This is a genomic window from Tsukamurella pulmonis (assembly GCF_900103175.1).
GTDB classification, from domain to species: domain Bacteria; phylum Actinomycetota; class Actinomycetes; order Mycobacteriales; family Mycobacteriaceae; genus Tsukamurella; species Tsukamurella pulmonis.
The window spans coordinates 1,640,486-1,652,768 of sequence record NZ_FNLF01000002.1 but is presented as its reverse complement, the minus strand read 5'-3'; the positions used below and the strand labels follow the sequence as shown (position 1 = coordinate 1,652,768).

Below are 12,283 nucleotides of genomic sequence, written 5' to 3'. Positions count from 1 at the left end.
GAGCGGCGATCAGGCGAAGACGCGTGCCAGGAACGGCGTGGAGTCCTTCATCGATTCGAGGACGGCGCCGCTGTGATCGGCGTCCGGGTACTGATGCAGCTCGACCTGCGTCCCGCTCTTCTTCAGCGCCGCGGCCAGCGCGATCGAGGACTGCACCGGCACGTCGGTGTCCTTGAGGCCGACGCCCAGGAAGACCGGCCGGTCGTACCCCGAGGTGGGGGTGCCCATGTACTTGTCGAGGGCCGCGCTCGCACCGGGCACCGTGCTGACCTTGGCGCTGACGAAGTCGGTCGGCTTCTGCCCCGCGAGGCTGCTGCTGAGCTGCGCGTAGCACTGCGTCTCCGCCTTCGCGGCGGCCTGCTTGCCGCGCGGGGTGAGCACGGAGTCGAAGTCGACGCCGGGGTTCGCCTCCCGGAGGCCGGCGAGGATGTACGCGGTGTACGAGGTGGCGGCGGAGCTGAGGCCGCCCGGCAGACCGGTGTCGGGGCCGACGTTCTTGACGACCTCCTCGATCTTGAAGGGCGTACCGGTGGCCACGACCCCGCGGTAGTCCAGGCCGCTCCCGGCGCTGAACTCGCTCGCCCAGCGCGCACTGTTGACCGCCGCGCCGCCGCCCTGCGACTGGCCGACGATGGCCCACTTCTTCGACAGGTTCAGCGCGCGGTCGGCGTGGGCCGCCACCACGGAGTCCACGACGTTGTGGGCCGTCGAGACGCTGTTGAGGTAGCTCATCAGGCCCGGCGTCCCGAGGCCGGCGTAGTCGGAGGCCACGATGGCGTAGCCCTGCGAGAGCCAGTGACCGAGGTACTGCCGGTCCCGGTCGGACCGGGGGTTCGCCGACGGGGCGCAGTCGTCGCCGAGGCCGACGGTGCCGTGCGCCCACGCGATCACGGGCCAGCCGCCCGCGGGCGCGGTGCCCTTCGGCACGAAGATCGCCCCGGTGCTGGTCGCGGGCTTACCGTGCTGATCGGTGGTCGAGTACAGCACGCGCTTGGCGGTGCCCGCACCCGGCAGCGACACCGCCGGATCGAGCGGGACGGAACGGATCTGCTCGCCGCCCGTCGCCGGGACCGGCCCCGCGTAGTTCGCGACGTCGAGGCCCGAGAGGGCGGGCGCCGCGCCGGCCGGCGTCGCGACCAGTCCGGCGCCGAGCAGTGCGGTGGTGGCGGCGAGAGCGAGCCGAGTGATCCTCATGGCTTCGGACTCTAGCGCCACCGGGGGCGCGGTACCCGGCGAGTCGATCGATCCGCTCGCGGACACCGCGCCGTGCGGAAGCCGGTTCAGCTCAGCGTGTACCGCTGCCGCGGTCTGCCGGTGGCGCCGTACTGCAGCGCCATCGTGAGCGTGCCGTCCCGGACCAGCTCCGCGAGGTACCGGCGGGCGGTCGCCGGCGAGACGCCGACCTCGGCGGCGATGTCGTCGGCGAGCATCGGTGCGTGTGCGGCGCGCAGCGCTTCGACGATCCGTCGTTCGGTGACGGAGCCGCCCTCGTCGCGGCGCTGAGGCGGCCGTTCACTGCGCAGCACCGAGGCGGCGGCGTCGACCTGCTCCTGGGTGACCTCCGCCGTCCCCAGGATCCGGCGGTACGCCGTGTAGGCGCCGAGCCGGCGAGCGAGCTCCGTCGTCGCGAAGGGCTTGATGAGGTACTGCAGCGCGCCCGCCGCGAAGCCCTCCCGCACGCTGACGGCGTCGTCCGCGGCGCCGAGGATGAAGGCGTCACAGCGCATCTCGCGGACCAGATCGATGCCGGAGCCGTCGGGGAGGTAGACGTCGACGAGGGCGAGGTCGACCCGGTCGCGGCTCAGGATCGCGCGCGCCTCCGACAGCGTGCGCGCGGAGCCCGCCGTGGTGAGACCGACCATGGCGTCCACGATCTGCGCGTGCATCGCGGCCACCCGGAAGTCGTCGTCGACCACGAGGATCCGCAGGTCGTCAGGCATCGTCGCGCACCCCCTCGGGCAGTGTGGCCATCACGGTGGTGGGCTCCCCGTCGCCGCCCCGGGCGACCACGCTCACGTCTCCCCCGTGCCCGCGGGCGACCTGCCTCGCGATGACCAGCCCGAGCCCGCGCCCGCCGGGCACCGTCGGGTCGGTGCGGGTGCTCACCCCCTCGGCGAACGGGTCGTCGACGGCGAAGCCGGGGCCGCTGTCGACGACGATGACGGCGAGGTCGTCGCCGTCGCGGAGCACGTCGAGTTCCACCTCTCGCGGTTCGGGGCCGTCGCCGGCCGCGTCGATGGCGTTGTCGAGGAGGTTGCCGACGAGGGTGGTGGTATCGACCAGGTGCGTGAGCACGCCGACGAGCGCGGTGTCGGCGCCGACGCGCAGGACGACTCCCCGTTCGCGGGCCCGCGCCGCCTTGGCGGAGACGAAGGCCCGCAGGTGCGGCTCGTCGAGTCGGTCGAGGCCGGAGACCGGGAGGACGCCCGCGCGGCCGGCGATCTCGTCGAGGTAGGCCAGGGCCTCATCGGTGCGGCCGTCGCGAAGCAGTCCGGCGACGACGTGGACCCGGTTCGCCGACTCGTGGCGCTGCGCGCGCAGTGCCGCGCTCATCGCCTGCACCGAGTCGAGCTCACGGGTCAGCGCCTCGACGTCGGTGCGGTCGACGGCGGTGAGCACGGTGCCGAGATCGGTGTCGCCGCGATGTACGCGGCGCGAGGCCACGAGTACGACCCGCTCGTTCACGGCCGCCGCGACGGGCACCTCGGTCGGCGTCGCGACGACCCCGGCGACCCGCTCGGTCAGGCCGAGGTCCGCGAGCGGGGTTCCCGTCGCGGCGGTGACGCCGAGCAGCTCGCGGGCCCGGTCGTTGATCACGCGGACGATGCCCTGCGCGTCGATGGCGATCACTCCTTCCGAGCCCGAGTACAGGACGGCGTTCTGTTCGCGGATCAGTTCCGCCATCTCCTCCGGCTCCAGCCCGAGGGTGAGGCGGCGCCACCGTCGGGCCAGGAGGGCGGAACCGATGACGCCGACGACGAGGGCGAGGGCAGCGAGTCCCGCCAGCAGGAGGAGGGTGTGCCGCGCGTCCCGCGCGACGGTCTCCGTCGAGATGCCCACGCTCACCAGTCCGACGACGGTGCCGTCCGCATCCAGGACCGGCGCCTTCGCCCGCACCGAGTCACCCAGGGTGCCCTGCTGCCGCGTTACCTCGACGTCGCCGCCGAGCGCGGTGGACGGGTCCGTGCTGAGCGGCGCAGCCAGCTGAGCCGGGTCCGGGTGGGCGATGCGGTACCCCGCATCGTCGGCGATCACCACGAAGAGCACGCCCGTCCGTTCGGTGATGGCCACGGCCTGGCGCTGCAGCGGAGCGGCCGCGAGCTCCTCGCGGGAGGCGGGACGGCCCGCGCGGCGTGCGGCCGACTGGGCTGCGGCGCCGGCGCGGACATCGGTGTCGGAAGCCACCGTTTCGGCGATCACCGCCGCCCGCTGCCCGTACTCCTCGCGGGTGTCCGCATCGACCCGGTGCAGGACGATGCCGAAGCCGGCGGCGAGGCTGACGACGATGATCGCCACCTGGAGCAGGAGGATCTGCGTGCGCAGCCGGATCCCGGGCATCGGCTCAGCCTAGTCATCCGATCCGTTCTCAGAAGGGGATCTGGCCGAGCAGGACACCGACCACGAGCATCACGATGGAGACGACGAAGGCGCGCCACAGCACCTTCTTGTGGTGATCGCCGAGTCCGACGCCCGCGAGCGCGACGAGCAACAGGATGGCGGGTACCAACGGGCTCTGCATGTGGAAGGGCTGGCCGGTGATCGAGGCACGGGCCATCTCGGCGGCGCTGATCCCGTAGTGGCTCGCCGTCTCCGAGAGCACGGGCAGCACGCCGAAGTAGAAGGCGTCGTTGGACATCAGGAAGGTGAACGGGATCGACAGAATGCCGGTGATGACGGCGAGATGCGGCCCCATCGACGACGGGATGATGTCGGTGACCCAGGCGGCGACCGAGTCCACCATGCCAGTGCCCTTGAAGACACCGGTCAGAACCGCTGCGGCGAAGACCATTCCGACGACCGAAACGATCGACTTCGAGTGCCGGGTGATGGCCTCCTGCTGATCGGCGACCTTCGGGAAGTTGACGGCCAGCGCGATCGCCGCGGCGATCATGAACAACACCGGGATCGGTAGCAGATCCAGCGTGAGCACGGCCAGCAGAGCGACGGTGATGCCGGTGTTGAACCACAGCAGCTTCGGGTTGCCGTGCGTCCCGCTGATCGGGGTCAGCGCGCCGCCCTCGGTGCCGCCGGTCGGCGGGACGGGCGTGCCGGCGTCGTCCACGGAGACATCGCCGCCCGCACCGGAGCCCCCGCCCCCGCCGACGCCCGCGAGGACGCGATCGCGGATCACGATGCTGCCGATGCGGCGGCGCTCCATCAGTCCGAGGTGCCAGGCGAAGGCGAGGACCACGACCATTCCCGCCACGAGCGACGGGATCATCGGAACGAACACCTCGGACGGCGAGATCTTCAGGGCCGCGGCCGCACGCGCCGTCGGGCCGCCCCAGGGCAGGATGTTCATCGTCCCGTTCGCCAGTCCCGCGACCACGGTGAGGACCACCGGGCTGACGCCGAGCTTGAGGTAGAGCGGCAGCAGCGCCGAGGTGGTGACGATGAAGGTGGTGGAGCCGTCACCGTCGAGGGAGACCACTGCCGCGAGGACGGCGGTGCCGAGTACGAGCTTCGCGGGGTCCTCGCCGACGACACGGACCACCGCCTTGACGACCGGGTCGAACAGCCCGACGTCGATCATCACGCCGAAGAAGACGATGGCGAAGAACAGCATCGCCGCCGTGGGTGCGAGGTCCTCGATGCCGTCGGTGATCATCGTCCCGATGCCCGTACCCGCTCCCGCAAGCAGGCCGAAGACCACCGGGACGGCGATCAGGGCGACGATCGGGGTCGCACGGCGGTTCATGATGACCACCATGAACGCCGCGACCATGGTCAGTCCTAGGACTGTCAGCATGGGTTTCTCCTCGTGTAGAACGTGATCGGGTTAACACGAGGAGCATGGTGGTGACGCGGTTCACAGCGCGAGCTTGTGCTTATTACTCGCACTTCTGCGCGTTTTGCGCGGCGAGGAGATGTCGCCGGAACACAGGCGCGGAGCGGATCGACGTTGCGCCCCCGGCAGGAATCGAACCTGCGACCTAGAGATTAGAAGGCTCTTGCTCTATCCAACTGAGCTACGGAGGCATGGCGAGGTCATCGTAACGGACGAAGCGCCGCCGACCAGCCCGCGAGGGCCGGGTTCACCCGCCCTCGGAGTCGGTCAGAGTTGCACCCGCCGCGGGTCGACGGTGGCGCGCCCCACCATGAGAAGCAGGATCGGGATCAGCACGGCGAGCATGGCGTTGATCAGGCCGGTCGAGATCCACATCTGCCAGCTGGTGGCGCCGGACAGCAGCGGGCCGAGCGTGATGGCCAGGCCGGCCAGCGTGGCGATCAGGCCGAAGAACAGACCGGGTCGCGGCGCACTGACGATGAGTGTCGCGAGCAGCGCCGCGCCGATGAGCGTGAGGAACGTCGCCGAGGCGATCGTCATCGTCAGGGGACGCTGCGCGGCGGCGAACGCCGGAGCGTCCGAGAGCCGGTAGATCGCGTTGAGCGCCGCGGTGAGCAGCCAGGCGGCGAGTCCGGCGACCACTGCGACCAGCACGGATCCCATGACGAACTTGGGGATGTCGAGCGGCGGGGCCTCCCTGGGCGCAGCGGGCCGCGCCTGCGGCTGCTCGGCGTACGCATCCTCGTACCCCTGCTGGTAGCCGTCCGCCGGGCCGTACTGCCGCGTGCGATCGTCACGGGGGTCGTAGTAGCTCATGCGCTCCTCACAGAAGGGTCGGCATCGACGGTGCCGGGCTCGCCCGCGCCGCCGGTGGTCCCGTTCAGGGTAGTCGTCACCGCCAGAGGGCCGCAGATACGCATCCACACGCACTGCAACTAGTTGCACATGCCGGTGAGCGGCGGTACCGTCGGTCCCGTGGCTCTCGAACACGCGCTCCTGGTCTCCCTGAGCGAGCGATCGGGCTCCGGGTATCAGCTCACCCGGCGGTTCGACCGGTCGATCGGGCACTGGTGGCGCGCCTCGCACCAGCAGATCTACAAGACGCTGGCACGGATGACCGAGAACGGCCTCGTCACCTACGTCGAACAGGCCCAGGACGGCAAGCCGGACAAGAAGGTCTACTCGATCACCGACACCGGCCGCAAGACCCTCTCGGAGTGGATCCGCACCCCCGGCAAGGACGCGACCGACCGGCGCGAACTCGCCACCAAGATCCGGGGCGCGGCACCGTCGGACCTGCCGGACCTGACCGACGAGATCCGCCGGGTCCGGGACCTGCACGCCGAACGTGCCGAGCTCTTCCGCACCTTCGAGAGTCGCGATTACCCCTCCCCCTCCTGCCTCACCGGCACCGATCTGCAGCAGTACCTCGTACTGCGCGGGGGCGTGCTCTCGGAACAGGGCACCGTCGATTGGCTCGACGAGGTCCTGGCCGCGCTCGCCCCGACCAGCCCCAGCCCCAGCCCCGCATCAGTGGATTAGAGGATCAGCCATGTCAGCCAAGTACCCCCACCTGTTCGAGCCCCTCGACCTCGGTCACACGACCCTGAAGAACCGCGTCGTCATGGGCTCCATGCACACCGGCCTCGAGGACATGCCGTGGGACATCGGCAAGCTCGCGGCGTACTTCGCGGCGCGCGCGAAGGGCGGCGTCGGCCTCATCATCACCGGCGGCTACTCCCCCAACATCACCGGCTGGCTGCTGCCCGCAGGCGCGAAGATGTCCTCGCCGATCGATTCCCTCCTGCACAAGCGGGTGACCGACGCGGTGCACAAGGAGGGCGGCAAGATCGCGATGCAGTTGCTGCACGCGGGCCGCTATTCGTACAACCCGCTCAGCGCCTCCGCCAGCGCGATCAAGGCGCCCATCAACCCGTTCAAGCCCCGCGCGATGTCGGGCTTCGAGGTCCGCAAGACCATCCGCGACTTCGGCAACGCCGCGCGCACCGCGCAGAAGGCCGGCTACGACGGCGTCGAGGTGATGGGCGGCGAGGGCTACCTCATCAACCAGTTCCTCGCCGCGCGCACCAACAAGCGCACCGACGAGTGGGGCGGCTCGGCGGAGAACCGCCAGCGCTTCCCGGTCGAGATCGTCAAGGAGATCCGCAAGCGCTGCGGCAAGGACTTCATCGTGGTGTTCCGGCTGTCAATGGCGGACTTCGTCGAGGAGGGCCAGACCCGCGACGACATCCTCTCGCTCGCGCACAAGCTCGAGGCCGCCGGCGTCGACATCCTCAACACCGACATCGGCTGGCACGAGGCCCGCGTCCCCACGATCGTGACCTCGGTGCCGCGCGCCGCGTTCGCCGCCTTCACCGCGGACGTGACCCGCGCCGTGAACATCCCCGTGTGCGCCGCGAACCGCATCAACATGCCCGCCACCGCCGAGGAACTCCTCGAGCGCGGCGACGCCCAGTTGGTGCAGATCGCCCGCCCGCTGCTCGCCGACCCCGAGTGGGCGAACAAGGCGCGCGACGAGCGCGCGGAGGAGATCAACACCTGCATCGGCTGCAACCAGGCGTGCCTCGATCACGCCTTCGTGCACAAGAAGGTCTCCTGCCTGGTCAACCCGCGCGCCGGCCGCGAGACGGATCTCGTTCTGGCGCCGACGCGTTCGGCCAAGCGCGTCGCCGTCGTGGGCGCCGGCCCGGCGGGCCTCTCGGCCGCGGTCAGCGCCGCCGAGTGCGGCCACAAGGTGGAGCTCTTTGAGGCGGGCGATCACATCGGCGGCCAGTTCGGCTACGCCGCGAAGATCCCCGGCAAGGAGGAGTTCAACGAGACGATCCGCTACTTCACGACGATGCTGGACCGCAACCAGGTGACGGTGCACCTGAACACCCGGGCCTCGGTCGACGATCTGGCCGGCAAGTTCGACGAAGTGATCATCGCGACCGGCGTGGTGCCCCGCGTCCCGTCGTTCCCCGGCGTCGACCACCCGAAGGTCATCACCTACGCCGAGGCGATCAGCGGCGCCAAGGAGATCGGCGACACCGTCGCGATCATGGGCGCCGGCGGCATCGGCTTCGACGTGGCCGAGTTCGTCACCACCGACAAGTCCCCCACCCTGCACCTGGACGAGTGGAACGCCGAGTGGGGCGTCACCCGCCAGGGCGACGTGCCCGGCTTCGTCACCAAGCCGGCGCCGGCACCGTCGACCCGGTCGAAGGTGTACATGCTGCAGCGCAAGAGCACCCCGCAGGGCATCGGCCTCGGCAAGACCACCGGCTGGGTCCACCGCGCGACCGTGAAGATGAAGGGCGTGGAGCAGCTCAAGGGCGTCAACTACGAGAAGGTCGACGACGCCGGGCTGCACATCACCTTCGGCGAGGAGCGCAAGGACGCCCGCGTGCTCGACGTCGAGACCGTGATCCTGTGCACCGGCCAGGAGTCGGTGCGCGACCTCGACGAGGCGCTCGCCGAGCGCGGTGTGAAGGCGCACGTCATCGGCGGCGCCGCGCTGGCGGCCGAACTGGACGCCAAGCGGGCGATCCGCCAGGGCACCGAAGTGGCCGCGGCGCTGTAGCGCGGCGCCGACACGGCAAGGGGCGGATCGCGGCACGGCCGCGGTCCGCCCTCCTCGTCCCGGCCGATCGATCACGCGGGGCGGCGCGGGACCCCCTGGGTCAGAGCGCCGGTTCCGCCGCGCCCCGCACGTCGGCGGCGGGGGCATCCAGATCTCCCGCCCGACGGCGACCGAGGAGGGCGTCGAAGCTGATCGGCCCCGGGCCCGTGAATGCGAACAGCAGGAGCACCCAGCAGTAGAGCACCGAGAGCTCGCCGTGGTTGGCGAGCGGCGAGAGGCCGTCGCCGGCGTGGAAGGCGAAGTACGCGTACGCCATGGAGCCGGAGGCGATGATCGCCGCGGGACGGGTGAGCGCGCCGACCGCGATGAGAAGACCGCCGACCAGTTGGATCACGGCACCCCACCAACTGGGCCAGGCGAAGACCTCGGGGCTCGAGCGGCGGCCGTCGAGGAAGCCCCAGAAGGTCGCGGCGCCGTGGAGCGCGAAGAGCACGCCCGTCACGATCCGGAGTGCGGACAGGTAGTACGGGGCCCAGCGGTTCATGTCTTCACCTTCGAGTGAGCAGCATTGGCGAGGCTAACCTAATGGCAACCTCGGTATCGCGCCACTCGAACGGCGTCGTCGCAGGTCCGCCGTGATCGCAATCGCTCCTCGCGCGCCCCGTGATCGGGTCGGTCGCGGGGTGATCTTCGCAATGTCGGCGCGTTCCCGCCCTCCCGTACGATCTGACCCATGCCAGTACCCGCACCCCATTCGTCCGCCCGCGCCGTCGTGACCGGCGGTTCCTCCGGCATCGGTGTCGCCCTTGCGACGGAGCTCGCCCGTCGGGGCCACTCGGTGATCCTCGTGGCCCGCAGCACCGGCCCCATGGAGGAACTGGCCGCGAAGCTGCGCGCCGAGTTCGGGGTGGAGGCCGAGGTCCGCGGCGTCGATCTCTCCGATCACGTCGCCCGCGGCGAGCTCTGCACGGAGCTCGCGGGCCGCGAGATCTCCATCCTCTGCAACAACGCCGGCACCGCGACCTTCGGCCGTGTCATCGATCTGGACTTCGACTACGAGCGCGCGCAGCTCGAGCTCAACGCGAACGCCGTCCACGATCTCACCCTCGCAGTGCTGCCGCAGATGGTCGAGCGCGGCAGCGGCGGCATCATGATCACCGGTTCCGCCGCCGGCAACATGCCGATCCCGAACAACGCCACCTACGCGGCGTCGAAGGCCTTCGCCAACACCTTCTCCGAGTCGCTGCGCGGTGAGCTCAAGAAGACCGGCGTGCACGTCACCCTGCTCGCCCCCGGCCCCGTGCGCACGGAGCTCCCCGATCCCGAGGACCGCTCCACGGTGGAGAAGGTCGTCCCCGAGTTCCTCTGGGTCAACACCGAATACACCGCGCGCGTCACCCTGGACGCGCTGGAGAAGAACAAGATGCGCGTCGTACCGGGCCTGCTCTCGAAGGGCATGTCCATGGCGGGCAACTACACGCCGCGCGGCATCATGGCGCCCATCGTCGGCGAGATGTACAAGAAGCTCGCCGGCAACTGATGCACCCCGCCGGGCCGACACCGCCGCAGCGCCCGTTCCCGCCGATCCAGTACCAGTGGGTCGCGGGACCGGGCGATGCGTCGCGCGCCGCGGTGTCCGCCGCGCGGGCGACGATGTGGAACAGATTGTGGTGGGTGCTGTACGCCATGATCACGGTGCTCGTGATCCGCGACTACCTGTACGACATCGGTCTGGGAGTCTTCATGACGATCGTGGTCGCCGTCTTGCTCGGGATCGTGTTCCTGCTCTGCTACCTCTACTACCTCACGGCCATGAAGGCCATGACATCCCCCGGAACGGTGTGGGCCACAGGGTTCGGGCCGACCGCGCTGTCCCTCATCACTCCGTTCACCACGAGCGTGATCGACTACGCGGCGATCACCGCGGCGCGACGCGTCGGTTCGATCGTGGTCATCCGCTACCGCGGCGGGACCCTGTTCGACGCGATCCCGTCCCAGCTGGTACCCGAGGCGGAGTTCGACCTCCTTCGCCGTGTGGCGAAGTCGAGATAGCTCCTCCACCACGACGAAAGTCCGGTCATTTCTCTCAAGGATCCTTGAGAGAAATGACGGGACTTCTCAGTCGCGCTGGTCGCTCAGCGGCGACGCTTGGTGCCGAAGATGCTGCGGGAGATCTCGCGGCCGGCGGCGGACGCGGCGGAGCGCAGGAAGGACTTCACCGCGGGGTTCTTCATCACATCCGCGGCCCAGGAGGACTCTTCCTCCTCCTTCTTCGGCGCGGGCGGGGGCGGCGGCGCCTGCTCGGCCGGCGCACTCTCCTGCTGCGCCTGCTGGGCGTTCTGCGCGAGCTTCTCGAACGCGGAGAGGTTGTCGACGGTCTGCGAGTACTTGGCCCACAGCTGCGAGCCCTGCGCGGCCGAGCGCATCGCATCGTCACCGATCGCCGACATGAGCGAGCGCGGGGCCCGCAGGCGGGTCCACGCGACGGGCGTCGGCGCGCCCTTGTCGGAGAGCACGGTGACGATCGCCTCGCCGATGCCGAGGCTGGTGAGGGCCTCGTCGAGCTTGTACGCCGGCGAGGTCGGGTAGGTCTTGACCGTCTTGCTCAGCGCGGCCTGGTCCTCCGGCGTGAAGGCGCGCAGGGCGTGCTGGATGCGCGCACCGAGCTGGCTGAGGACCTGGTTCGGGATGTCGGTGGGCAGCTGCGAACAGAAGAAGACGCCCACGCCCTTCGATCGGATCAGCTTGACGGTCTGCTCGACCTGGTCCTTGAACGCCTTGCTGGCGTCCGCGAACAGCAGGTGCGCCTCGTCGAAGATGAAGACGAGCTTGGGCTTGTCCAGGTCGCCCGCCTCGGGCAGGTACTGGAACAGGTCCGCGAGCACCCACATCAGGAAGGTGGAGAACAGCGTCGGGCGCGCGGCCTGATCGCCGAGCTCGAACAGGGTGACCACGCCCTGTCCGCCTGCGGTGCGCAGCAGGTCGCCCATGTCGATCTCGGGCTCGCCGAAGAAGGTATCGCCGCCCTCGGCCTCGAGGTTGACCAGGGCGCGCAGGATCACGCCGGCGGTCTGCTTGCTGACGCCGCCGATGCCCTCGAGATCGGCCTTCCCCTCCGCGGAAGTCAGGTACTGGATCACCGAGCGGAGATCCTTGAGGTCGAGCAGCTCGAGCTGGTTCTGGTCGGCCCAGTGGAAGATCAGTCCGAGGGTCGACTCCTGGGTCGCGTTGAGGCCGAGCACCTTCGACAGCAGGATCGGGCCGAACGAGGAGATGGTGGCACGGATCGGGACGCCGACGCCGTTGGTGCCGAGGGAGACGAACTCCGTCGGCACCGAGGCGGGCTTCCACTCGTCGCCCGTGTCGGTGGCGCGCGCGGCGGTCTTGTCGTTGGCCTCGCCGGGCTTGGACAGGCCGGCGAGGTCGCCCTTGATATCGGCGAGGACGACGGGCACGCCGTTGGCCGAGAGCTGCTCGACGATCAGCTGCAGCGTCTTCGTCTTGCCGGTGCCCGTGGCGCCGGCGACGAGGCCGTGCCGGTTCATCATGGCCAGCGGGATGCGCACCTTGGCCGACGGGTCGACGGTGCCGTCCACGAGGACGGTCCCGAGCTCCAGGGCAGGCCCCGAGAATTCGTAGCCGGCGGCGATCGTCTGCGCCGGGGAGTTCGCGTTGTCAGTCACGCAGCAAAC

11 protein-coding genes and 1 tRNA gene are annotated in these 12,283 nt (G+C 70.1%); 4 read left to right on the top strand and 8 right to left on the bottom strand.

What is annotated here, in order from left to right; all coding sequences use genetic code 11:
- Positions 1-9: 9 nt before the first annotated feature.
- The 6 genes from BLQ62_RS08250 to BLQ62_RS08225 all read right to left on the bottom strand — a co-directional run bounded on the left by BLQ62_RS08250 (position 10) and on the right by BLQ62_RS08225 (position 5,824).
- A complete protein-coding gene (locus BLQ62_RS08250; protein WP_068536304.1) occupies positions 10-1,194 on the bottom strand; it encodes an alpha/beta hydrolase family protein in 1,185 nt (394 codons plus the stop codon).
- A gap of 86 nt (positions 1,195-1,280) precedes the next feature.
- Complete coding sequence (locus BLQ62_RS08245; RefSeq protein ID WP_068536302.1) at positions 1,281-1,940, bottom strand: response regulator; 660 nt, start codon at positions 1,938-1,940, stop codon at positions 1,281-1,283.
- Positions 1,933-3,558 (bottom strand): sensor histidine kinase, encoded by a 1,626-nt coding sequence (locus BLQ62_RS08240; RefSeq protein WP_068566017.1) that lies wholly within the window; start codon positions 3,556-3,558, stop codon positions 1,933-1,935. The genes BLQ62_RS08245 and BLQ62_RS08240 overlap by 8 nt, the downstream gene beginning before the upstream one ends.
- Before the next feature lie 28 nt (positions 3,559-3,586).
- On the bottom strand, positions 3,587-4,969 hold the full coding sequence (locus BLQ62_RS08235) for a CitMHS family transporter (protein ID WP_068566020.1): 1,383 nt from the start codon (positions 4,967-4,969) through the stop codon (positions 3,587-3,589).
- A 156-nt stretch (positions 4,970-5,125) separates the two neighbouring features.
- Positions 5,126-5,199 (bottom strand) — tRNA-Arg (locus BLQ62_RS08230).
- Between the two features lie 76 nt (positions 5,200-5,275).
- On the bottom strand, positions 5,276-5,824 hold the full coding sequence (locus BLQ62_RS08225) for a hypothetical protein (protein WP_068566022.1): 549 nt from the start codon (positions 5,822-5,824) through the stop codon (positions 5,276-5,278).
- 159 nt (positions 5,825-5,983) lie between these two features.
- Here BLQ62_RS08225 and BLQ62_RS08220 point away from each other — a divergent pair, with 159 nt between their 5' ends.
- Entirely contained in the window at positions 5,984-6,550 is a 567-nt protein-coding gene (locus tag BLQ62_RS08220) for a PadR family transcriptional regulator (RefSeq protein ID WP_068536415.1), read from the top strand.
- 10 nt (positions 6,551-6,560) lie between these two features.
- Complete coding sequence (locus tag BLQ62_RS08215) at positions 6,561-8,591, top strand: NADPH-dependent 2,4-dienoyl-CoA reductase (protein ID WP_068536295.1); 2,031 nt, start codon at positions 6,561-6,563, stop codon at positions 8,589-8,591.
- 100 nt (positions 8,592-8,691) lie between these two features.
- On the opposite strand, the gene BLQ62_RS08210 is transcribed toward BLQ62_RS08215, so the two are convergent.
- Positions 8,692-9,135, bottom strand: coding sequence for a DoxX family protein (locus BLQ62_RS08210; protein WP_068566023.1), 444 nt, complete (start codon positions 9,133-9,135; stop codon positions 8,692-8,694).
- A gap of 189 nt (positions 9,136-9,324) precedes the next feature.
- On the opposite strand from BLQ62_RS08210, the gene cmrA reads away from it, so the two are divergent.
- Positions 9,325-10,131: a mycolate reductase gene (cmrA, locus tag BLQ62_RS08205; protein ID WP_068536292.1), complete on the top strand. Its 807-nt coding sequence runs from the start codon at positions 9,325-9,327 to the stop codon at positions 10,129-10,131.
- Complete coding sequence (locus BLQ62_RS08200) at positions 10,131-10,643, top strand: hypothetical protein (protein ID WP_068536290.1); 513 nt, start codon at positions 10,131-10,133, stop codon at positions 10,641-10,643. Before cmrA ends, BLQ62_RS08200 begins: the two co-directional genes overlap by 1 nt.
- A gap of 83 nt (positions 10,644-10,726) precedes the next feature.
- Here the strand turns inward: BLQ62_RS08200 and BLQ62_RS08195 are convergent, their stop codons facing one another.
- The gene (locus tag BLQ62_RS08195) at positions 10,727-12,274 is read right to left on the bottom strand and encodes a helicase HerA-like domain-containing protein (protein WP_068566025.1); all 1,548 of its coding nucleotides are present in this window, start codon (positions 12,272-12,274) and stop codon (positions 10,727-10,729) included.
- Positions 12,275-12,283: the final 9 nt, after the last annotated feature.